This is a genomic window from Leifsonia sp. RAF41 (genome assembly GCF_052114085.1).
GTDB lineage: Bacteria > Actinomycetota > Actinomycetes > Actinomycetales > Microbacteriaceae > Leifsonia.
Genome location: NZ_JBFREB010000001.1, coordinates 629314 through 649516, shown reverse-complemented (window position 1 = coordinate 649516; position 20203 = coordinate 629314). Strand labels below are relative to the sequence as shown.

Below are 20203 nucleotides of genomic sequence, written 5' to 3'. Positions count from 1 at the left end.
TCACCTCCAGGGTGCAGAGGACGGAACTCTACGAACAACAGGACGGCCCGCTCCGGGCCACCTAACTGTACGCTCGGGACCCCGGCGAAGGCTGGACGCCGCCCGCTGCGGCGTCTGCGACCACGTTCAGGATGACGCGCTCGTAGTGACCGGTCAGTTCGGCGCAGACGACGTCCCAGCTGCGGCCGAGCACCGCGCGGCGTCCCGCCTCCCCCATGCGGCGTCGGAGGGCACCGTCGCGGACGAGCATCGCAACCGCGGCCCGCAGCATGCGGTCGTCCGACGGCGGGAACAGCAGCCCGTCGACGCCGTGCTCCACGAGGTCGATCGGGCCGCCTGCACGCGGTGCGACGACGGGGAGCCCGGAGGCGTGCGCCTCCTGCACCGTCTGGCCGAAGGTCTCCTCCGATCCGGTGTGCGCGAACAGGTCGAATGCCGCGTAGGCCGCGGCCAGGTCGTCGCCCCCCAGCCGCCCGAGCCAGTGCACGTTGATCCCGCGCAGCTCGCGCGCCACCGCGTCCCGCGACGGCCCGTCACCGACGATCGCGACCGACAGCCCACCGATCCCGCGCAGCGAGCGGAGGCGCTCGACCTGCTTCTCGGGGGCGATCCGGCCGACGTACCCGACGACGGTCTCCCCGTCCGGGGAGAGCCGCTCGCGCAGCGCCGCCGCGGCGGCGGTCCTCCGCTTGTTGGGGTGGTAACGCTCGAGGTCCACCCCGCGGCCCCAACGGTCGACGCGGGAGACGCCCGCCGAGCGGAGGTCGTACTCGCTGGCAGCCGACGGCGCGAGCGTCACATCTGCCCCCTCGTGCACCCAGCGGACGTACTTCCAGGCGATCGCCGAGGTGACGCCCAGACCGTTGCGCCGGGCGAAGCCCGCCACGTCGGTCTGGTAGATCGCGACGGAAGGGACGCCCAGTCGGTTCGCTGCGGCGATCGCCTGTGCGCCCAGGAAGAAAGGAGAGGCTGCGTGCAGGACGTCAGGACCGAACCCGGCCAGGATGCGCTGCACCTGCGGGCTCGGCAGCCCCACCGGGAACTGCCGGTAGGCGAACGACGGAACCTGGTGGATGCGGAACCCGGCGTACTCGGCCGGAGCCCCGGCATCCGGGCAGATCACGATCGCCTCGTGCCCGTGCTCCGCGAGGTGATCGAGCACCCGCAGCACACTCGTGGTGACCCCGTTGACCGTGGGGAGGAAGCTCTCGCTGACCACCGCGACTCGCATGTGCCTCACGCTAGGAGCGGCCGGTGTCGCGACTGTGAACGGCCGGTGTCCGGCACCGCTCGGTATCCTTTCGGCATGACGCGTCGCAGGATCACCCAGGGCCAGCCCATCGAGCACTTCTACAGCGTGATCCCGGCCGGCGGCATCGGCTCGCGGCTGTGGCCGCTGTCGCGCGCCGACGCCCCCAAGTTCCTGCACGACCTGACCGGCTCCGGCCAGACGCTCCTCCGCGACACCTGGGACCGTCTGATCCCGCTCTCCGGCGAGCAGCGCATCATGGTCGTCACCGGTCGTGCGCACCGCGCCGCCGTCGAGCAGCAGCTCCCGACCCTGGCGGACCCGAATGTCGTGCTCGAGTCGGAGCCGCGCGACTCGACGGCCGCGATCGGACTGGCCGCCGCCATCCTGGAGCGCCGGGAGCCGGGCGTGATCATCGGCTCGTTCGCCGCGGACCACGTCATCAACAACCTTCCACTGTTCCAGTCGGCGGTGCGCGAAGCCGTCGCCGCAGCGGAGGCCGGGTACATCACCACCATCGGAATCCGTCCGACCGAGCCCGCGGTCGGTTTCGGGTACATCCACTTCGGCGACCGTCTGGAGATCGAGGGCGCCCCGAGCGCACTGGCCGTCGACTCCTTCAAAGAGAAGCCCGACCTGGAGACGGCCGAGCGCTACGTGGAGAACGGCTCGTACCTCTGGAACGCCAGCATGTTCATCGCACGGGCGGACCGCCTGCTCGAGGAGATCGGGCGCAGCCGTCCCGAACTGCTGGAAGGCCTGCAAGAGCTGGCCGAGGCCTGGGACGACCCGGCGACCCGCGGCCCGGCCGTCGACCGCATCTGGCCCGGACTCGAGAAGATCGCCATCGACTACACCGTCGCCGAGCCGGTCGCCGCCGCTGGGCGCCTCGCGGTCATCCCCGGATACTTCGACTGGGACGACATCGGCGACTTCGCGTCACTCGCGAAACTGAACTCGGCCGGCCGATCGGACCTCGCCATCCTCGGCAAGAACGCCCGCGTCCTCGCCGACTCCTCGAGCGGCATCGTGGTCAGCCAGAGCAACCGGGTGATCAGCCTGATCGGGGTCAAGGACATCGTCGTCGTCGACACTCCCGACGCGCTGCTCGTCACCACGAGCGAGAACGCTCAGCGCGTGAAGTCGGTGGTGGATGCGCTGAAGATCACCGGGTCCACCGACGTACTCTGAGCGGCTCAGCCGACCGGAGACGGGCCTCCGTCGATCTCGGCGACCAGCCGCGACAGCTCCTCCGGGGAGACCTGCAGGCCGGACGCCTCGAAACGCTCCCTCAGCATCATCTCGGTGGTTTCGGACCGCGGCATCTGCATGTCGACGCGCACCTGCTCGACGATCCCGGCAACCTTCGACTGGTCGCTCGCCTCGGTGCTGCCGTGCATGATGGGTTCGTCCTGGGTCATGGCGTGGACGGTACGCCGCGGCCCATCCGCCGTCGAGGGCGAGTTATCTCGACGTCGAGATAACCAAGGTGACCCTAAGAGGCGTGACCCCCGCACGCGGCATAGACTGACGCTGCGCTCAGCGCGTTCGATGAAGCGATCTGCAACCAGGAGGGTTGTCCCGTGTCAGACCAAGCGACAGGGACGCTGCAGCCGGCCAAGACCCGGCCCGGCGGCACTCTGTACCGAGGCCGCGAGGGGATGTGGTCGTGGGTACTCCACCGCATCACCGGCGTCGCCATCTTCTTCTTCCTTCTCGTCCACATCCTGGACACCTCACTCATCCGCGTGAGCCCTGAGGCCTACAACGCGGTGATCGGGACCTACAAGAACCCGATCATGGGGTTCGGTGAGATGGCCCTCGTCGCGGCGATCATCTTCCACGCCTTCAATGGCATCCGGATCATCCTCATCGACTTCTGGAGCAAGGGCGTCAAGTACCAGAAGGTCATGTTCTGGATCGTCATCGCCCTGTGGGTGATCCTGATGGCCGGATTCGTTCCGACGCAGCTCATCCACATCTTCTCGGAGGTGAACTGACGTGACGACCATCGAGGCGCCGCGCACCCCCGCCCGCTCCAGCCGCTCCGGTAAGAACTGGGAGAAGTGGGGCTGGATCTACATGCGGGCCTCCGGCCTCGTGCTGGTGATCCTGATCTTCGGCCACCTGCTGATCAACCTCGTGCTCGGCGACGGCGTCAAGCAGATCGACTTCGCTTTCGTCGCCGGCAAGTACGCGACCCCGTTCTGGCAGGTCTGGGACCTCCTGATGCTGTGGCTCGCACTCATCCACGGCGGCAACGGCATGCGCACGCTGATCAACGACTATGCGTACAACCGCACGGTGAACCGCATCCTGAAATGGGCTGTGCTCGCCGCGGTCGTGGTGCTGATCGTGCTCGGCACGCTCGTGATCTTCACGTTCGACCCCTGCCCCGCGGGCGCAGCGGCGGCCGACCTGCCGTCCTTCTGCCCGGCACGCTGAACCGACACGGAAACCCTGTGACAACAGAAGCTACTGAATCGACCGTCATCGACGGCGTCCACTATCACGAGTTCGACATCGTCATCGTCGGCGCCGGCGGCGCCGGGATGCGCGCGGCGATCGAAGCAGGGCCCCACGCCCGCACGGCCGTCATCTCGAAGCTCTACCCCACCCGCTCCCACACGGGCGCAGCGCAGGGCGGCATGGCCGCGGCGCTCGCCAACGTCGAGGAGGACAGCTGGGAGTGGCATACCTTCGACACCGTCAAGGGCGGCGACTACCTCGTCGACCAGGATGCAGCCGAGATCCTCGCGAAGGAAGCCATCGACGCGGTCATCGACCTCGAGAACATGGGCCTGCCGTTCAACCGCACGCCCGAGGGCAAGATCGACCAGCGCCGCTTCGGCGGTCACACCCGTGACCACGGCAAGGCGCCGGTCCGCCGCGCCTGCTACGCCGCCGACCGCACCGGCCACATGATCCTGCAGACGCTGTTCCAGAACTGCGTCAAGCTCGGCATCAACTTCTTCAACGAGTTCTACGTGCTCGACGTGATCATGAACGAGGTGGACGGGGTCCCCCAGCCCGCCGGCGTCGTCGCGTACGAGCTCTCCACCGGCGAGCTGCACGTCTTCCACTCGAAGGCGATCATCTTCGCCACCGGCGGCTTCGGCAAGATCTTCAAGACCACCTCCAACGCCCACACCCTGACCGGTGACGGCGTCGGCATCATCTGGCGCAAGGGCCTGCCGCTGGAGGACATGGAGTTCTTCCAGTTCCACCCGACCGGCCTTGCCGGCCTCGGCATCCTCCTCACCGAGGGCGCCCGCGGCGAGGGCGCGATCCTCCGCAACGCCTCGGGCGAGCGGTTCATGGAGCGCTACGCCCCGACGATCAAAGACCTGGCGCCGCGCGACATCGTCGCCCGCTGCATGGTTCAGGAGGTCGCGGAGGGACGCGGCGCCGGCCCGCACAAGGACTACGTGCTGCTGGACTGCACGCACCTGGGCGCCGAGGTGCTCGAGACCAAGCTCCCGGACATCACCGAGTTCGCCCGCACCTACCTCGGTGTCGACCCGGTCGTCGAGCCGGTGCCGGTCATGCCGACCGCGCACTACGCGATGGGCGGCATCCCGACCAACGTCAAGGCCGAGGTGCTGCGCGACAACACCACCGTGGTGCCCGGCCTGTACGCCGCCGGCGAGTGCGCGTGCGTATCGGTGCACGGCTCCAACCGCCTGGGCACCAACTCGCTGCTCGACATCAACGTCTTCGGCAAGCGCGCCGGAAACAACGCGGTCGAGTACATCCAGACCGCCGAGTTCGTGCCCCTGCCGGAGGACCCGGCGGCCGCCGTCCGCGACATGATCGGCGACCTGCGCACCTCGAACGGCACCGAGCGCATCGCCGCCATCCGCAAGGAGCTGCAGGACGAGATGGACAGGAACGCCCAGGTGTTCCGCACCGACGAGTCCCTCGCCCAGGTGACCGAGACGATCCACGGCCTGCGCGAGCGCTACCGCAACGTGCAGGTGCAAGACAAGGGCCGCCGCTACAACACCGACCTGCTGGAGGCCGTCGAACTCGGCTTCCTGCTCGACCTCGCCGAGGTCGTCGTCTACTCCGCTCGCAACCGCAAGGAGTCCCGCGGCGGCCACATGCGCGACGACTTCCCGAAGCGCGACGACGAGAATTACATGCAGCACACGATGGCCTACCTCACCGGCGACCCGCACTCGTCGGATGCAGCGGACCACATTTCGCTCGACTGGAAGCCGGTCGTCATAACCCGCTACCAGCCGATGGAGAGGAAGTACTGATGTCGAACGCCGTGCTCGAGACTCCCCCTGCCCCCGAGGCACCGGTCCAGTCCTTCACCGTGACCCTGATCATCCGCCGCTTCGACCCGGATGTGGACTCGGAGCCGCGCTGGCAGGACTTCGACGTCGAGTTGTTCCCGACCGACCGCATCCTGGACGCCCTGCACAAGATCAAGTGGGAGCAGGACGGTTCGCTGACCTTCCGCCGCTCGTGCGCCCACGGCATCTGCGGCTCGGACGCCATGCGGATCAACGGGCGCAACCGCCTCGCCTGCAAGACGCTGATCAAGGACCTCGACATCACGAAGCCGATCTACGTCGAGGCGATCAAGGGTCTTCCGCTCGAGAAGGACCTCATCGTCGACATGGAGCCGTTCTTCGAGAGCTACCGCGAGGTGCAGCCGTTCCTCGTCGCCAACTCGAAGCCCGAAAAGGGCAAGGAGCGCATCCAGTCGGTCGCCGACCGCGCCCGCTTCGACGACACCACCAAGTGCATCCTCTGCGCAGCGTGCACGTCGTCGTGCCCGGTGTTCTGGACCGACGGACAGTACTTCGGCCCGGCCGCGATCGTCAACGCGCACCGCTTCATCTTCGACTCGCGTGACGACAACTCGCAGGTCCGCCTCGACATCCTCAACGACAAGGAAGGCGTCTGGCGCTGCCGCACGACCTTCAACTGCACCGACGCCTGCCCGCGCGGCATTCAGGTGACGCAGGCGATCGCCGAGGTCAAGCAGGCGATCATGCGGGGCAAGGCCTGATCGCCCGCTGACTCGGTCGGCACAGCCGGCCTCCTTTCCCGACACGGCCGCGGTCCGGGCCCGTCGGAAAGGGAGGCGGTGGCGTTCGATGCCCAAGACTCCTCCGTTTCCTGTAGGGCCGGGCGTTTGCACGCTCGCTATCCTGGCGGCGTGGCCAAGAAGTCCAAAGGTGCTCCCATGGAGCCAGACCCGAGCGTGCAACGCGCGGAAGGATCCGAGGAGCCCGAGGAGACTCTGACCCATCGGCTGCTCGAGCGCGCCGACCCGATCCGCCGCCGTCTGCAACGACCGGTGGAGCGCGTGTCGGGATGGGCGAAATGGGTGGAGGGCCTGCGTCCCTACCGCGTCTACATCAACTTCTCGCACTCGGACGGCAACCTCCGGGCGGCCGGCATGGGGTACCAGTCGCTTTTCGCCGTGTTCGCAGCACTGTGGCTGGGGTTTTCGTTCGCCAATGTGTGGCTGCACGGAAATCCGGACCTGTATGACGCACTGATCAGCGTGATCAACCGGGTCGTGCCCAACCTGATCGAGACCGACACCAGTCCCGGCGCGATCACCACGGAACAGCTCGACTCCGCCTCCGCGTTCGGATGGGCTGGAGTCGTGGCCGCGATCGGCCTGCTCTGGACCGCCATCGGCTGGCTCTTCTACACGCGCCAAGCCGTGCGCGCGGTCTTCGGGCTCAGCCGGGACAAGACGAACTACGTCCTCCAGAAGGTCCGCGATCTCTTTCTGGCCCTGGCATTCGGAATCGTGCTGATCGCCTCGGCGCTGCTCACCATCCTGAGCACCCAAGCCGTGACCTTCATCCTCCAACTGTTCGATCTCAGCTCGAACTCGTTCTGGACATCGCTGGCGGCCCGTTATTCGGGGCTCCTCGTTTCGGTCATCCTCAACACGTTCACCCTCGGGGCGATGTTCCGGGTGATGGCGCGCGTCACCATCCCGCTGCGCAACCTGTTCTTCGGGTCGCTCCTCGGCGCCGTCACGCTGGCGGGCCTCAGTGTGCTGGCGGGCCTGCTGTTCCGCACGTCGAGCAACCCGTTGCTCGCGACGTTCGCCGTGTTCATCGGTCTCCTGCTCTGGTTCAACCTGATGTCCCGCGTGATCCTCTTGTCGGCGTCGTGGATCGCCGTCGGGATGTTCGACCGCGGGCTGTCGCCGCGGCATCTGACGGCGCAGGAGGCGGAGCTGGAACGGGCCTTGGCCGAACGCCAGGCGCGCGAGCTGGTGGCGAGCGCAGAATTGCAGCGGGCCCGTGAGGAGCTCGCCGCGGCTGCCTGGTATGCGCGCCTCCCCGCGCAGCGCCGGGTGGCCAAGGCGGAGCGGCGGCTGAACGATGTCCTCGACGAGGGCGCTGTCAGCCGCCCCCGGTAGGCTGGGAGCATGCCGCCTCGCCCCTTGCGCATCGCCACGATCAACACCAATGGCGTCCGAGCCGCCTTCCGCAAGGGCATGGGCGAATGGCTTGCCGGACGCGATGTCGACATCCTCGCCATCCAGGAGGTCCGCGCCTCCAGCGAAGACCTGCAGGGCCTGCTCGGCGACGAGTGGGACATCGTGCACGACCCCGCGACGGCGAAGGGCCGGGCCGGCGTCGCCATCGCGAGCCGTCACCGCGCCTCCATCCACCGGGTGGAGCTCGGCCCCACCGACTTCGACAGCGCGGGCCGCTGGCTCGAAGCCGACTACGAGGTCGGCGACACGATCGTCACGGTGGTCAGTGCCTACGTCCATTCGGGCGAGGCCGGCACCGAGAAGCAGACCGAGAAGTACCGGTTCCTGGATGCGATGGAGGCGCGCCTGCCCGAGCTCCAGAAGCACAACGAGCTCGCCGTCGTCATGGGCGACCTCAACGTCGGGCACCGGACACTCGACATCCGCAACTGGAAAGGCAACGTGAAGCGCGCCGGCTTCCTGCCGGAGGAGCGCGCGTACTTCGACCGCTTCGTGGGAGCGGAAGGCGACGCCGACTACAACGCCGGCGCGGGCCTCGGCTGGGTCGACGTCGTCCGCCGACATGCCGGTGAGGTGGACGGCCCCTACACCTGGTGGTCGTGGCGCGGCCAGGCGTTCGACAACGACACCGGCTGGCGCATCGACTACCAGCTCGCCTCCCCGGCCCTCGCGGCGCGGGTGAAAGACGTCGCAGTGGACCGCGCGGCAGCCTACGACGAGCGATGGTCCGACCACACCCCTGTGGTCGTCGACTACGAGCTCTGACGGCTGCGCGGCATCCCCCTCTCCCTGACTTCTGAAAGCTGATCATGACAACACCGCCCCGCCTCTACTCAGGCATGCAGCCCTCCGCCGATTCGCTGCACCTCGGCAACTACATCGGCGCACTCCTGCAGTGGAAAAAGCTGCAGAGCACTCACGACGCGTTCTTCTCGGTGGTCGACCTGCACGCCATCACGGCCGCACAAGACCCGGCAGAGCTCCGCGAGAAGACCCGTCGCACAGCGGCCCAGTACATCGCCGCCGGTATCGACCCCTCCGCATCCACTCTCTACGTGCAGTCGCATGTGCCGGCTCACGCGCAACTGGCCTGGGTGCTCAATACGATCACCGGCTTCGGTGAGGCCTCGCGCATGACGCAGTTCAAGGACAAGTCGGCCAAGCAGGGGTCTGACGCTGCTTCGGTCGGACTGTTCGCCTACCCGATCCTCATGGCGGCCGACATCCTGCTCTTCGGCGCCGAGGTCGTGCCCGTCGGCGACGACCAGCGCCAGCACGTCGAGCTCACCCGCGACCTGGCCGAACGCTTCAACAGCCGGTTCGGCCCCACGTTCGTCGTGCCTCAAGCAATGATCCTCAAGGACAGTGCCCGCATCTACGACCTCCAGAATCCGGAGTCGAAGATGTCCAAGTCGGCCGAGTCGGGAGCCGGCATCATCTGGATGCTCGACGAGCCAGACGTCACGCGCAAGAAGATCATGCGTGCGGTCACCGACACGGACGGCGTCGTTGCGTTCGACCGTCAGGGCAAGCCGGGAATCTCGAACCTCCTCACCATCTACTCGGCGCTGAGCGGCCGTTCGATCGAGTCGATCGAGCTGGAGTACGAGGGCAAGGGCTACGGCGATTTCAAGAAGGGCCTGGTCGAGGTGGTGGTCGAGGAGTTCGCGCCCGTACGGCAACGTGCGCTCGACCTGCTCGGCGACCCGGCGGAGCTCGACCGCATCCTCGCGGTCAACGCTGGGCGAGCCAGCGAGGTCGCAGAGGGAACCCTCGACAAGGCCTACGAGCAGGTGGGCTTCCTGCGGCGGGCGCGCTGATGCCGCAACCGGTCGTCCTGACGGGCGAACGGGTCACGCTGTCCACACCGGCGCTGGCGGACATCGACCGCATTGCGGAACTGTGCACCGACCCCGCGATCGCCCGCTGGACGACTGTGCCGTCGCCGTATGAGCGCGACCACGCCGTCGCCTTCGTGACGAGCGTCGTCCCGGACGGATGGGCGAGCGGACGGGTGTGCACCTGGGCGATCCGCTTCCGCGACGTGCTGGTCGGGATGATCAGCATCGCCGACATCCACGAGCGCCAAGGGGAGATCGGCTACTGGCTGGCTCCGGAGGCGCGCGGCCAGGGCGTCATGTCGGAGGCGACGGAGCTGGTGCTCGACTACGGCTTCGGTCGGGCGCCGCACGGCCTCGCCCTCACGCGAATGGTGTGGCGCGCACTGGCGGGCAACGCCGCCAGCGCGGCCGTCGCCCGGCGCGCCGGATTCCGGTGGGACGGCGTCGCACCCGAGGGGGCCGAGCAGCGCGGCGCACGGTTCGACGAGTGGCGAGCAAGCCTGCTGCCCGGCACACCGCGCGAATCCGCGGGTGACTGGCCCGACATCTCCTACGTGCAAGCGGCGCTGTGAACGAGCGCCCCACGGCCGGTCCGCGCGTCGTCCTGTTCGATCTCGACGACACGCTGTTCGCGCACCGGGCGGCCGTCGAGTCCGGCATCCTGGCCTACGCGGAGACTCTGGGTTCTCCGTACGGCGCTCACGAGGCTGACGAAGTGGTGACGATCTGGCACGACCTGGAAGAAGAGCACTACCACTCCTACCTCTCGGGTGAGCTCGACTTCGAAGGTCAGCGCCAGGCACGCGCTCGCGACTTCGCAGCACGCCACGGCGAGCAGTTGACCGACGATCAGGCGAGCGCCTGGTTCGCGGATTACTTCGAGCACTACGTCGCCGCCTGGTCGCTCCACGACGATGCCCTGCCCGCGCTCGACGCGCTCGACGCCGCCCTGCCGGGCGTCCGCTTCGGCCTCATCACCAACGGCGACCTCGCCTTCCAACGACGCAAGGTCGAGACGGTCGGGCTGGATACGCGAATTGCTCACCTGATCGCCTCCGGCGAGCTGGGGGTGGCCAAGCCCGACGCGGCGATCTTCCTGGCGGCCTGCGAGACGTTCGGCGTTCGTCCGGATCAGGCCGCCTACGTCGGTGACCGTCTGCGCACCGACGCGATCGGCGCCGCCCAGGCGGGCCTGACCGGCGTCTGGCTGAACCGCCGTAACGCCGTGCCCTCCCCCGAGGACGAACTGGAGGCCGTCACCTCCGGCGTGCACACCATCCACTCGCTCGCCGAGCTCGCGCCGCTCCTCGCGGCCGCTTGACGCGACGCGTCGCCCGCGTCGGCACCGCGAGTGCGGCACCACGGAACGATTGCGCCTGCGCGCGCGCCCGCAGACGTTCCGGGAGGGCGCAGTCAGTCGAAGGCACGGACGGCGAAGCGCCGCCCGGCGTGAGCCGGACGGCGCTTCGTAGAGGTGGTTTCAGGCGTTGCGGACGTCGTCGTCGACCCAGTCGAAGGTCTTCGTGACGGCCTTCTTCCAGAGACGCAGCTGACGGTCGCGCTCGGCGTCGTCCATGTTCGGCGTCCAGCGGCTGTCCTCCTGCCAGTTCTTGCGCAGGTCGTCGAGGTCGGACCAGAACCCGACCGCGAGGCCGGCGGCGTACGCGGCACCGAGGGCCGTCGTCTCTGCGACGACCGGACGGACGACGGGCACGCCGAGGATGTCGGCCTGGAACTGCATGAGCGTGTTGTTGGCGATCATGCCGCCGTCGACCTTCAGCTCCTGCAGGTCCACACCGGAGTCGGCGTTCACCGCATCCAGGACCTCGCGGGTCTGGAAGGCCGTGGCCTCCAGCACTGCGCGGGCGATGTGTCCCTTGTTCACGTACCGCGTGAGGCCGACGAGCGCGCCACGCGCGTCCGCCCGCCAGTACGGCGCAAACAGACCCGAGAACGCCGGCACGAAGTACGCGCCACCGTTGTCGTCGACGGTCTTCGCCAGCTCCTCGATCTCCGGGGCGCTGGAGATGAGCCCCAGGTTGTCACGCAGCCACTGCACCAGCGAACCGGTGACGGCGATCGAGCCCTCCAGCGCGTAGTGGGGCGCGGCGTCGCCGAGCTTGTACCCGAGGGTCGTCAGCAGGCCGTTCTTGGAGTGGACGATCTCCTCACCCGTGTTGAAGATGAGGAAGTTGCCGGTCCCGTAGGTGTTCTTGGACTCGCCCGGATCGAACGCGGCCTGACCGAATGTCGCGGCCTGCTGGTCGCCGAGGATGCCCGCGACGGGTACCTCGCGCAGCAGGCTCGAGGACTCGACAGTCCCGTAGACCTCGGAGGAGCTCTTGATCTCCGGGAGCATCGACTTCGGGACGCCGAACGCCTCGAGGATGTCGTCGCGCCAGGTCAGCGTCTCGAGGTCCATGAACATGGTGCGGGAGGCGTTGGTCACGTCGGTGGCGTGCACTCCGCCGTCCGGGCCGCCGGTGAGGTTCCACAGCACCCAGGCGTCGGTGTTGCCGAAGAGCAGGTCGCCCGCCTCGGCGCGCTCACGTGCGCCCTCGACGTTCTCCAGGATCCAGGTGATCTTGGTGCCCGAGAAGTAGGTCGCGAGCGGAAGGCCCACGATCGACTTGAAGCGCTCGACTCCGCCGTCGGCCGCGAGGCGGTCGACGATCGGCTGGGTGCGGGTGTCCTGCCAGACAATGGCGTTGTAGACGGGCTCACCCGTGTTCTTGTCCCACACCACCGCGGTCTCGCGCTGGTTGGTGATGCCCACTGCCGCGATGTCGTGGCGTGTCAGGTCGGCCTTGGAGAGCGCCTGCCCGATGACCTCACGGATGTTGTTCCAGATCTCCACCGGATTGTGCTCGACCCAGCCCGCCTTCGGGAAGATCTGCTCATGCTCCAGCTGTCCGGTCGAGACGATCGACCCGGACTTGTCGAAGATGATCGCCCGAGAGCTGGTCGTGCCCTGATCGATGGCGACGACGTAGTCGGCCATAGGTAACTCCTTTGTTCTTTGGGGGTGGAACGGGAAGGGGCCGGCGGGAAGAATCCCTGCCGGCCCCCGGTGTCACTTGATGAGCGGGAGGAGCCAGGTGGCAAGGAGTCCGGCCAGCACGCCGCCGAGGATCGGGCCGACGATCGGGACCCACGAGTAGGACCAGTCGCTGGAACCCTTGCCGCGGATGGGGAGGAACGCGTGCGCAAGGCGCGGACCCAGGTCACGTGCCGGGTTGATGGCGTACCCTGTCGGGCCACCGAGGCTGGCACCGATGCCGACCACGAGCAGGGCCACGGGGAGAGCGCCGAGCGCTGCGAGTCCGGGCGCCTGGCCGGGCTGGTGACCGAACGCGATCACCACGAACACCAGCACGAAGGTGCCGATGATCTCGGTGATGAGGTTCCAGCCGTAGCTGCGGATGGCAGGGCCGGTCGAGAAGACACCGAGCTTGTTCGCCGGGTCCGGCTCCTCGTCGAAGTGCTGCTTGTAGGCCAGCCAGGTCACGATCGCACCGATGATGGCACCGATCAGCTGAGCGAGGATATACAGCAGGACCGTGATGAAGTTCACCGGTACCAGCGTGTGCGCCGCCGCGGACCCGAAGGTCTTCGCGCCGTTCGCCACCAGGCCGAGCGTGACCGCGGGGTTCAGGTGTGCGCCCGAGTTGTAGGCGACGACCACGCCGGCGAAGACCGCGAGGCCCCAGCCGAAGGTGACCATCAGGAACCCACCGTTGAAGCCCTTGGTCCTGATCAGGGCGACGTTCGCCACGACCGCTGTACCGAGCAGGACCAGCATCGCCGTGCCGACCAGTTCGGACAGGAAATCTACACCGATATTGTCCACGTTGACCTTCCAGTTGTTCAGTTGACCCGCACCCTGTTGTGCGTTCTGGTGAGGCTCTCGTCAGGGTGGGCAGTAGAACGCTATTGCGGCCACGTCCACTTGACAAGAACCGTGTCATGCACGTTCGTGCATTATCGAACAGCCGCGGCTTCGCTCCCGTCTCCCGACTTGAGCTGCACCCGGTGGGCGTCGGCGAGGTCCGCTACGAACGAATCTTCCTCCTCCAGGCGCTGATTTGGCGACCATCCGAGCGCGTTTGCCGCGATTTCGCCGATCTCGTGCACGAGGGCCGTTGTGATGGCACCCGTGAAGGCGAGGCTGGTACGGCGCAGGAAGATGTCGGCGAGGTGGACGACGTGCTCGCCGCGAACCAAGTGGTCGACCTCTGCGCGGGAGTATGTGGGGGCTGCGGCGAGCGGCGCATCCTCGCCGTCCCACCCGGCGATGGCGTCGATGACGAAGCTCGCCTTCGTGCCGTAGCGGTGCAGCAGCGTCGTGGCGCGCTCGGCGCCGATGTCCGCACCGTAGCGGGCGATCCAGTCGCGCTCCGCCTGCGGCGTCGTCGGGAAGCCGGCTCCGCCGCCGATCGGCAGGCCCAGCGTCTGGACCGTGCGCTCCACGCCGAGCAGCCCCAGCGTCTCGTTCGCCAGGTGCTCGCTCAGGGCGCGGAACGTGGTCCACTTCCCGCCCACCAGGCTGAGCACGGTGGTGTCGCCCAGGCCGGCGATCGTCCCGGGAACGATGCGGTAGTCGCGGGAGACGAATCCGGGTGCGGTGTCGTCGTGGTGCGGCAGCGGGCGCACTCCGGAGAACGTGTAGACGATCTGCTCGCGGGTGACCGGGATCGATGGGAAAACGTGCGAGACCAGCTCGATGAAGTAGTCGATCTCGTCTTCGGTGATCACCGCGCGCTCCGACATGTCGGCGTCGATGTCGGTAGTGCCGACCATCACGCGTCCCTTGAGCGGGTAGATGAGGACGATGCGGCCGTCGTTGTTCTCGAAGAACATCTCGCGGCCCTGGCAGGCCTCCAGGAGCTCGGGGTTGTCCAGGACGATGTGCGAGCCCTTGGTGCCGCCCATGAAGCGGGTGGCGTCGCCGAGGGCCTCGTTGGTGAGGTCGGTCCACGGGCCGGACGCGTTGACGACGACGTCCGCCGTGATGGCGAACTCCTCGCCGGTCTCGCGGTCGCGGACGAGAACGCCGCCGTCGCGGGCTCCGATCGCCTCGACGTAGTTGACGGCGCGTGCGTGCGGCCCTGCGGCGAGGCCGTCCGCGAGCACGTCCAGAGCGAGACGCTCGGGGTCGTGAACGGAGGCGTCGAAGTAGGTGGCGGTGTACTTCAGCCCCGGGTTCAGCGCCGGAAGGATCTCCAGCGACTTCTTGCGACCGTGGAAGCTGTGGCGCGGCACCGAACCGCCGTCGCGCGAGAACGCGTCGTAGATCGTCAGCCCGGTCTTGATGAGGAACGCACCGCGCTCCTTCGGCTTGCCCTGCTTGTGCGTGAGGAACCGCAGCGGCGCGGCGAGGATGCCGGAGAAGGTGGAGTAGATCGGGATGGTCGTCTCGAGCGGCTTGACGTAGTGCGGCGCGATCTTCAGCAGACCGTTGCGCTCGGTCACCGACTCCTTGACCAGGCGGAACTCGCCGTTCTCCAGGTACCGGATGCCGCCGTGGATCATGTGGCTGGATGCCGCCGATGCACCGGACACGAAGTCGTTGCGCTCGACGAGGACGACGTCGACGCCCTGAAGCGCGAGGTCGCGGAAGGTGCCGAGTCCGTTGATGCCGCCGCCGACGACGAGCACCTGTGCTCGGGGGCGTTCGCGGAGGCGCTGAACCTCGGTGCGTGTAGTCGGCTTCGTCGTCACGGTGTTCTCCTGTTGCTCTCGTGAACGTGCTGTGCGGATATAGTCTTCGTGGCAGCACAACTTCGATCAAGCGCGATGCACATACGTGCACGGCTGGTTTCCCGAGTAAGAAGGCCCGAATGCCCCAGCCCGACACCGAGCACCTGCCCGACAAGGTCCGCGACGCCCTCAAAGCGGGCCACCTGTACTACATGCAGGACCTCACGATGGAGGCCATCGCGCACGAGATGCACACGTCCCGTTCGAGTGTCTCCCGGCTGCTCAGCTACGCCCGCACCTCGGGCCTGGTGACCATTCAGATCGCCGAGCCGCACGAGGGCGCGAGTCGCATCCAGCAGACCATCCACGAGCGCTACGGCATCGCCGCGCACATCGTCCCGATGCCGAGCGCCATCAGCGACGTCGATCGGCTCGAGCGCGTCGCCATCTCGGCTGCACGAATTCTCGACCGTTTCGTCGACTCCAACCAGACGGTCGGCATCGCGTGGGGCTCCACGATGAGTGCGCTCAGCCGCCACCTCATCCCGAAAGAACTGCACAACGTCGAGTTCGTGCAGCTCAACGGCGCCGGGAACACCTACACCACCGGCGTGCTGTACGCGTCCGAGATCCTGCGGCGCTTCGGTGACACGTACTCCGGCACGATCCAGGAGTTCCCCGTCCCGGCGTTGTTCGACGACCCGCAGACCAAGATCGCGATGTGGCGTGAGCGCAGCACCCGCCGCATCCTCGACATCCAGGAGCGGATGGATGTGGCCCTCTTCGGCCTCGGCTCCCCGTTCTCCGAGGTGCGCTCGCACGTCTACGCCGGCGGCTACCTCGACCAGGCCGACTACGCCTCCCTCGACGAGTCGGGCGTGGTCGGCGACGTCGCAACGGTGTTCTTCCGCGAGGACGGGAGCCACCACGGCATCCCCCTGAATCAGCGCGCCAGCGGTCCGGACATTGACCTGATCAAGCGCGTGCCGCGCCGGGTCTGCATCGTGTCCGGCCCGTCGAAGGTGCACAGCCTCCGCGGCGCCTTGGCGGCCGGTCTCATCACCGATCTCATCGTCGACGAGGGGACCGCCCGCACCCTCGCGCAGCTGGCGCAGTCCCCCGGGCCGGCAGAGCCGGACCTCCGGGAGCCGACCGCGGCCTGAGGCGCGCAGGCGCGTAACCCTGCGCCTCACAGCGCAGGGGAATAGACGCCGCCGGAACGCGTTGATCTAGACTCGACAACGAAATAACGTGCTCCGGGGTCGGTGAGAGTCCGAACCGGCGGTGATAGTCCGCGAGCGGGACGCCCAGGCGTCCTGCTGAACCGGTGGAATTCCGGTACCGACGGTAATGCGTGCAGGCGAGAGTCTGCCGCTCAGTCCGGATGGGAGGAGGCACGGTGGGCAGCCCGCATGGGCTGGCGCCCGCGCGACCCCGGTGACACGTCTCGACGCGAGAGACAGGATGGCAACCGGATGACGTGGGAAGCCCCCATGCACACGGCGCTCGAACTCGCCGCCAACGGTCCGTCCACCGGCGTGAACCCGCGGGTCGGCTGCATCCTGCTCGACGACGAGGGACGCATCATCGCCGAAGGCTGGCATCGCGGCGTCGGAACACCGCACGCCGAGGTGGATGCGCTCAGCAAGCTGCCGGAAGGCGGCGCCCGCGGCGCGACCGCCGTGGTCACGCTGGAACCGTGCAACCATTGGGGTCACACCGGCCCGTGCTCAGAGGCCCTGATCGACGCGGGCGTGGCGCGCGTCGTCTACGGCGCCGACGACCCCGGACACCACTCGAGCGGGGGCGCCGCGCGTCTCCGTGAGGCGGGCGTCGATGTGACCGGCGGCGTTCTGAGGACGGAGATCGAGGCGTTCCTCGACGACTGGCTCACCGCCGCACGGCTGGGCCGCCCGTACATCGTCGTCAAGTGGGCCAGCAGCCTGGATGGCCGCGCGGCCGCGGCGGACGGCACCAGCAAGTGGATCACGGGAGCCGCCGCGCGCCAGCGCGTGCACGAGCAGCGGGAGGCCTCCGATGCGATCGTCGTCGGCACCGGAACCGTGCTCGCCGACGACCCCAGCCTCACCGCTCGGGGCGACGCGGGCGAGCTGATGGGCACCCAGCCCACGCCCGTCGTGATCGGCACCCGCGCGGTCCCGAAGGACGCCGCGGTCTTCCACCATCCCAACCCGGTCGTCTTCGAAGGCACCCACGACCTCCACGAGGCCGTCGCCGATCTGTATCAGCGGGGATTCCGGCGCATCTACGTCGAGGGCGGTCCGACGCTCGCGAGCGCGTTCGTCGCGGCCGGGCTCGTCGACGAGTACGCGATCTACCTCGCGCCCACGTTGCTCGGCGGTCCCCGCCTTGCGCTCGGCGACATCGGGGTCGAAACCATCGGCGAGCAGCGGAGGCTGCGCATCCTCGACGTCGAGCGCCTCGGCGGCGACCTCCTCCTCCGTGCCGTCCCCGTACCGACCACTCCTTCTTCTACTCCCACCACTCAGGAGGGCTGACCATATGTTCACCGGAATCATCGAAGAACTGGGCGAAGTCACCGCCGTCGAGCGCACGGCGGACGCCGCGCGGCTCACCGTCCGCGGACCCCTCGCCGTCAGCGACGCGCGACACGGAGACTCGATCTCGGTCAGCGGCGTCTGCCTGACGGTCATCGGCAAAGACGCCGAGAGCTTCACAGCGGATGTGATGGCCGAGACCCTCGCCATCAGCACGCTCGACGACGTCGCGGCAGGCCGCCGGGTCAACCTGGAGCGCGCCGCGCAGGTCGGGGACCGCCTCGGCGGCCACATCGTGCAGGGGCACATCGACGGCACCGCCACCGTGCTGTCCATCACCGACGGCAGCGCGTGGCGCGTCGTCCGGCTCTCCCTCGACCCGGCGCACGCACCACTCGTCGCCCGAAAGGGCTCCATCGCCATCGACGGCGTCTCCCTCACAGTCAGCGCCGTCGGCGGTGGACGCGAGGACGGCTGGTTCGAGGTGTCCCTCATCCCCGAGACGCTCGCCGCCACCACGCTGGGCGACCGCGCCGTTGGCGATCGCGTCAACATCGAGACGGACATCCTCGCCCGTCATGTGGAGCGCATGCTCGCGCTCGAACCGGCACTGACTGAACGGAGTGCGTCATGAGTCTGGCCACCATCCCCGAGGCCCTGTCCGAGCTGCGCGCCGGCCGGCCGGTCATCGTCGTCGACAACGAGAGCCGCGAGAACGAGGGCGACGTCGTACTCGCCGCCGAGCTCGCCAGCCAGGAGTGGATCGCCTGGACCGTGAAGAACTCCTCCGGTTTCATCTGCGCGCCGATGACCGACGAGATCGCCGACCGCCTCGAGCTTCCCGTGATGGTCGCTCACAACGAGGACTCGCGCGGCACGAACTACACGGTCAGCGTGGACGCGGCCAACCGCCTGTCCACCGGCATCAGCGCGGCCGACCGCGCGCACACCCTCCGCGTGCTGGCCGACCTCGACTCCACTCCGTCCAGCCTGCACCGGCCCGGCCACATCCTTCCGCTGCGCGCGGTCGAGGGCGGCGTACGCGAACGCGACGGCCACACCGAGGCGGCGGTCGACCTGCTCAAGCTGGCCGGGTTGACGCCGGTCGGCGCCATCGCCGAGATCGTCGCTGACGACGGTGAGATGATGCGCCTGCCCGGCCTCATCGAGCTCGGAAAGCGGGAGGGCGTACTCGTCATCACGATCGAGGCGCTCATCGACTACCTTCAGGAATTCCACTGCGATCAGCCGCTCGAGACGGTGACGCCCATTCCCGAGACGTCGAGGGTGATCTTCGAGGTCGAGACGACCGTCCCGACCACCCACGGCCCTTTCCGGATGCGCGCGTACCGCGACCGCATGACCGGCGCCGACCACGTGGCGATCGTCGCGGGCACTCCGCAGCGCGACGGGACGCTCGTCCGGGTGCACTCCGAGTGCCTCACGGGTGAGGCGTTCGGCTCGCTCAAGTGCGAATGCGGCCCGCAGCTCGACGCCGCGATGGACACCATCCAGCGCGAGGGCGGCGTCGTGGTCTACCTGCGCGGGCACGAGGGGCGCGGCATCGGCCTCATCAACAAGCTGCGCGCCTACAAGCTGCAGGAGGAGGGCCTCGACACCCTGGACGCCAACCTCGCCCTCGGCCTGCCGATCGACGCCCGCGACTACGGTGCGGCCACGGCGATACTGCAAGATCTGGGGATCGAGTCGGTGCGACTGCTGACCAACAACCCGGAGAAGGTGCGCCAGTTGGAGGAGCACGGCATCGAGGTCGAGGAGCGCGTGCCCCTCGTCGTCGGCGTGGGTGCATTCAACGAGGGCTACCTGGAGACCAAGCGTGACCGCATGGGTCACGCGATCGGAGACATCGACGCGGTGTCCGGACTGGATGAGACGACCGCGGGTATCGCGGCGGAGAGGACCACACGATGAGCGGAGCAGGAGCCCCCAGCGCGGCCGAACGGATCGACGGGAGCGGCCTGAACGTCGTCGTCGTCGCCGGCAGCTGGCACGAGACCATCAGTGAGGCGCTCATCGCGGGCGCCCAGCGGACACTGGATGCCGCGGGCGCCACTCACACGCTGGTCCGGGTGCCGGGCAGCTTCGAGCTCCCGGTCGTCAGCAAGGCGGCGCTGGAGGCGGGTGCTGACGCGGTCGTCGCCCTCGGCGTTATCATCCGCGGCGGCACTCCGCACTTCGAGTACGTATCCGCGGCTGCCACCGACGGGCTGACGCGCGTGGCGCTCGACACGGGCAAGCCGGTCGGCTTCGGCGTGCTGACGCTCGACGATGAGAAGCAGGGCATTGACCGTTCCGGCCTGCCGGGGTCGAAGGAGGACAAGGGCGCCGAGGCGGCACACGCCGCACTCGCCACCGCAGTCGCCGTGCGGGAGTTGCGCGCCTGACC

General features: G+C 68.2%; 20 protein-coding genes and 1 riboswitch. Of the genes, 15 read left to right on the top strand and 5 right to left on the bottom strand.

The genetic code is table 11. From position 1 onward, the window contains the following. Positions 1-61: 61 nt before the first annotated feature. On the bottom strand, positions 62-1231 hold the full coding sequence (locus tag AB4Y74_RS03110) for a glycosyltransferase family 4 protein (RefSeq protein ID WP_441797655.1): 1170 nt from the start codon (positions 1229-1231) through the stop codon (positions 62-64). Between the two features lie 75 nt (positions 1232-1306). On the opposite strand from AB4Y74_RS03110, the gene AB4Y74_RS03105 reads away from it, so the two are divergent. Then, the gene (locus AB4Y74_RS03105) at positions 1307-2440 is read left to right on the top strand and encodes a mannose-1-phosphate guanylyltransferase (protein WP_441797654.1); all 1134 of its coding nucleotides are present in this window, start codon (positions 1307-1309) and stop codon (positions 2438-2440) included. Positions 2441-2445: 5 nt separating this feature from the next. Here AB4Y74_RS03105 and AB4Y74_RS03100 read toward each other — a convergent pair whose 3' ends face one another. After that, the gene (locus AB4Y74_RS03100) at positions 2446-2670 is read right to left on the bottom strand and encodes a hypothetical protein (RefSeq protein WP_441797653.1); all 225 of its coding nucleotides are present in this window, start codon (positions 2668-2670) and stop codon (positions 2446-2448) included. A gap of 186 nt (positions 2671-2856) precedes the next feature. Here AB4Y74_RS03100 and sdhC point away from each other — a divergent pair, with 186 nt between their 5' ends. The 9 genes from sdhC (at position 2857) to AB4Y74_RS03055 (ending at position 10898) form a co-directional block, all read left to right on the top strand. Then, positions 2857-3249, top strand: coding sequence for a succinate dehydrogenase, cytochrome b556 subunit (sdhC, locus tag AB4Y74_RS03095; protein ID WP_441800383.1), 393 nt, complete (start codon positions 2857-2859; stop codon positions 3247-3249). 1 nt (position 3250) lies between these two features. After that, the gene (locus AB4Y74_RS03090; RefSeq protein WP_441797652.1) at positions 3251-3694 is read left to right on the top strand and encodes a succinate dehydrogenase hydrophobic membrane anchor subunit; all 444 of its coding nucleotides are present in this window, start codon (positions 3251-3253) and stop codon (positions 3692-3694) included. 17 nt (positions 3695-3711) lie between these two features. Further along, on the top strand, positions 3712-5514 hold the full coding sequence (gene sdhA / locus AB4Y74_RS03085) for a succinate dehydrogenase flavoprotein subunit (RefSeq protein WP_441797651.1): 1803 nt from the start codon (positions 3712-3714) through the stop codon (positions 5512-5514). Continuing rightward, positions 5514-6275, top strand: a complete 762-nt coding sequence (locus AB4Y74_RS03080; protein WP_441797650.1) for a succinate dehydrogenase iron-sulfur subunit — start codon at positions 5514-5516, stop codon at positions 6273-6275. Before sdhA ends, AB4Y74_RS03080 begins: the two co-directional genes overlap by 1 nt. Positions 6276-6425: 150 nt before the next feature. Further along, entirely contained in the window at positions 6426-7655 is a 1230-nt protein-coding gene (locus AB4Y74_RS03075; protein ID WP_441797649.1) for a YihY/virulence factor BrkB family protein, read from the top strand. A 9-nt stretch (positions 7656-7664) separates the two neighbouring features. Then, positions 7665-8501 carry an exodeoxyribonuclease III gene (locus AB4Y74_RS03070; protein ID WP_441797648.1) on the top strand — a complete coding sequence of 279 codons (837 nt, stop codon included), beginning with the start codon at positions 7665-7667 and terminating at the stop codon, positions 8499-8501. 44 nt (positions 8502-8545) lie between these two features. Beyond that, positions 8546-9556 (top strand): tryptophan--tRNA ligase, encoded by a 1011-nt coding sequence (gene trpS, locus AB4Y74_RS03065; RefSeq protein ID WP_441797647.1) that lies wholly within the window; start codon positions 8546-8548, stop codon positions 9554-9556. Beyond that, positions 9556-10149: a GNAT family N-acetyltransferase gene (locus AB4Y74_RS03060; protein ID WP_441797646.1), complete on the top strand. Its 594-nt coding sequence runs from the start codon at positions 9556-9558 to the stop codon at positions 10147-10149. Before trpS ends, AB4Y74_RS03060 begins: the two co-directional genes overlap by 1 nt. After that, a complete protein-coding gene (locus AB4Y74_RS03055) occupies positions 10146-10898 on the top strand; it encodes an HAD family hydrolase (protein ID WP_441797645.1) in 753 nt (250 codons plus the stop codon). Before AB4Y74_RS03060 ends, AB4Y74_RS03055 begins: the two co-directional genes overlap by 4 nt. 159 nt (positions 10899-11057) lie before the next feature. Here the strand turns inward: AB4Y74_RS03055 and glpK are convergent, their stop codons facing one another. The 3 genes from glpK to AB4Y74_RS03040 form a co-directional block, all read right to left on the bottom strand. After that, the gene (gene glpK, locus AB4Y74_RS03050) at positions 11058-12578 is read right to left on the bottom strand and encodes a glycerol kinase GlpK (protein WP_441797644.1); all 1521 of its coding nucleotides are present in this window, start codon (positions 12576-12578) and stop codon (positions 11058-11060) included. Positions 12579-12650: 72 nt separating this feature from the next. Next, complete coding sequence (locus tag AB4Y74_RS03045) at positions 12651-13379, bottom strand: MIP/aquaporin family protein (protein WP_441800382.1); 729 nt, start codon at positions 13377-13379, stop codon at positions 12651-12653. A gap of 179 nt (positions 13380-13558) precedes the next feature. Continuing rightward, positions 13559-15298 carry an FAD-dependent oxidoreductase gene (locus tag AB4Y74_RS03040; protein ID WP_441797643.1) on the bottom strand — a complete coding sequence of 580 codons (1740 nt, stop codon included), beginning with the start codon at positions 15296-15298 and terminating at the stop codon, positions 13559-13561. Between the two features lie 119 nt (positions 15299-15417). Between AB4Y74_RS03040 and AB4Y74_RS03035 the strand changes: the two genes are divergently transcribed. From AB4Y74_RS03035 to ribH, 5 genes are all read left to right on the top strand, one after another. Continuing rightward, the gene (locus AB4Y74_RS03035; protein ID WP_441797642.1) at positions 15418-16440 is read left to right on the top strand and encodes a sugar-binding transcriptional regulator; all 1023 of its coding nucleotides are present in this window, start codon (positions 15418-15420) and stop codon (positions 16438-16440) included. An 85-nt stretch (positions 16441-16525) separates the two neighbouring features. Next, a riboswitch (FMN riboswitch) is annotated at positions 16526-16678 on the top strand. 74 nt (positions 16679-16752) lie between these two features. Next, complete coding sequence (gene ribD / locus AB4Y74_RS03030) at positions 16753-17796, top strand: bifunctional diaminohydroxyphosphoribosylaminopyrimidine deaminase/5-amino-6-(5-phosphoribosylamino)uracil reductase RibD (protein ID WP_441797641.1); 1044 nt, start codon at positions 16753-16755, stop codon at positions 17794-17796. Between the two features lie 4 nt (positions 17797-17800). Then, positions 17801-18430, top strand: coding sequence for a riboflavin synthase (locus tag AB4Y74_RS03025; protein WP_441797640.1), 630 nt, complete (start codon positions 17801-17803; stop codon positions 18428-18430). After that, a complete protein-coding gene (gene ribA / locus AB4Y74_RS03020) occupies positions 18427-19728 on the top strand; it encodes a GTP cyclohydrolase II (protein WP_441797639.1) in 1302 nt (433 codons plus the stop codon). Before AB4Y74_RS03025 ends, ribA begins: the two co-directional genes overlap by 4 nt. Continuing rightward, complete coding sequence (gene ribH, locus AB4Y74_RS03015) at positions 19725-20201, top strand: 6,7-dimethyl-8-ribityllumazine synthase (RefSeq protein ID WP_441797638.1); 477 nt, start codon at positions 19725-19727, stop codon at positions 20199-20201. Before ribA ends, ribH begins: the two co-directional genes overlap by 4 nt. Positions 20202-20203: the final 2 nt, after the last annotated feature.

What these genes read in the sequence shown, in the direction of transcription:
- AB4Y74_RS03110 (WP_441797655.1), bottom strand. Translation starts at nt 1,231, where the DNA reads ATGCGAGTCGCGGTGGTCAGCGAGAGCTTCCTCCCCACGGTCAACGGG.
- AB4Y74_RS03105 (WP_441797654.1), top strand. Translation starts at nt 1,307, where the DNA reads ATGACGCGTCGCAGGATCACCCAGGGCCAGCCCATCGAGCACTTCTAC.
- AB4Y74_RS03100 (WP_441797653.1), bottom strand. Translation starts at nt 2,670, where the DNA reads ATGACCCAGGACGAACCCATCATGCACGGCAGCACCGAGGCGAGCGAC.
- AB4Y74_RS03080 (WP_441797650.1), top strand. Translation starts at nt 5,514, where the DNA reads ATGTCGAACGCCGTGCTCGAGACTCCCCCTGCCCCCGAGGCACCGGTC.
- AB4Y74_RS03070 (WP_441797648.1), top strand. Translation starts at nt 7,665, where the DNA reads ATGCCGCCTCGCCCCTTGCGCATCGCCACGATCAACACCAATGGCGTC.
- trpS (WP_441797647.1), top strand. Translation starts at nt 8,546, where the DNA reads ATGACAACACCGCCCCGCCTCTACTCAGGCATGCAGCCCTCCGCCGAT.
- AB4Y74_RS03060 (WP_441797646.1), top strand. Translation starts at nt 9,556, where the DNA reads ATGCCGCAACCGGTCGTCCTGACGGGCGAACGGGTCACGCTGTCCACA.
- glpK (WP_441797644.1), bottom strand. Translation starts at nt 12,578, where the DNA reads ATGGCCGACTACGTCGTCGCCATCGATCAGGGCACGACCAGCTCTCGG.
- AB4Y74_RS03045 (WP_441800382.1), bottom strand. Translation starts at nt 13,379, where the DNA reads ATGCTGGTCCTGCTCGGTACAGCGGTCGTGGCGAACGTCGCCCTGATC.
- AB4Y74_RS03035 (WP_441797642.1), top strand. Translation starts at nt 15,418, where the DNA reads ATGCCCCAGCCCGACACCGAGCACCTGCCCGACAAGGTCCGCGACGCC.
- ribD (WP_441797641.1), top strand. Translation starts at nt 16,753, where the DNA reads ATGACGTGGGAAGCCCCCATGCACACGGCGCTCGAACTCGCCGCCAAC.
- AB4Y74_RS03025 (WP_441797640.1), top strand. Translation starts at nt 17,801, where the DNA reads ATGTTCACCGGAATCATCGAAGAACTGGGCGAAGTCACCGCCGTCGAG.
- ribA (WP_441797639.1), top strand. Translation starts at nt 18,427, where the DNA reads ATGAGTCTGGCCACCATCCCCGAGGCCCTGTCCGAGCTGCGCGCCGGC.
- ribH (WP_441797638.1), top strand. Translation starts at nt 19,725, where the DNA reads ATGAGCGGAGCAGGAGCCCCCAGCGCGGCCGAACGGATCGACGGGAGC.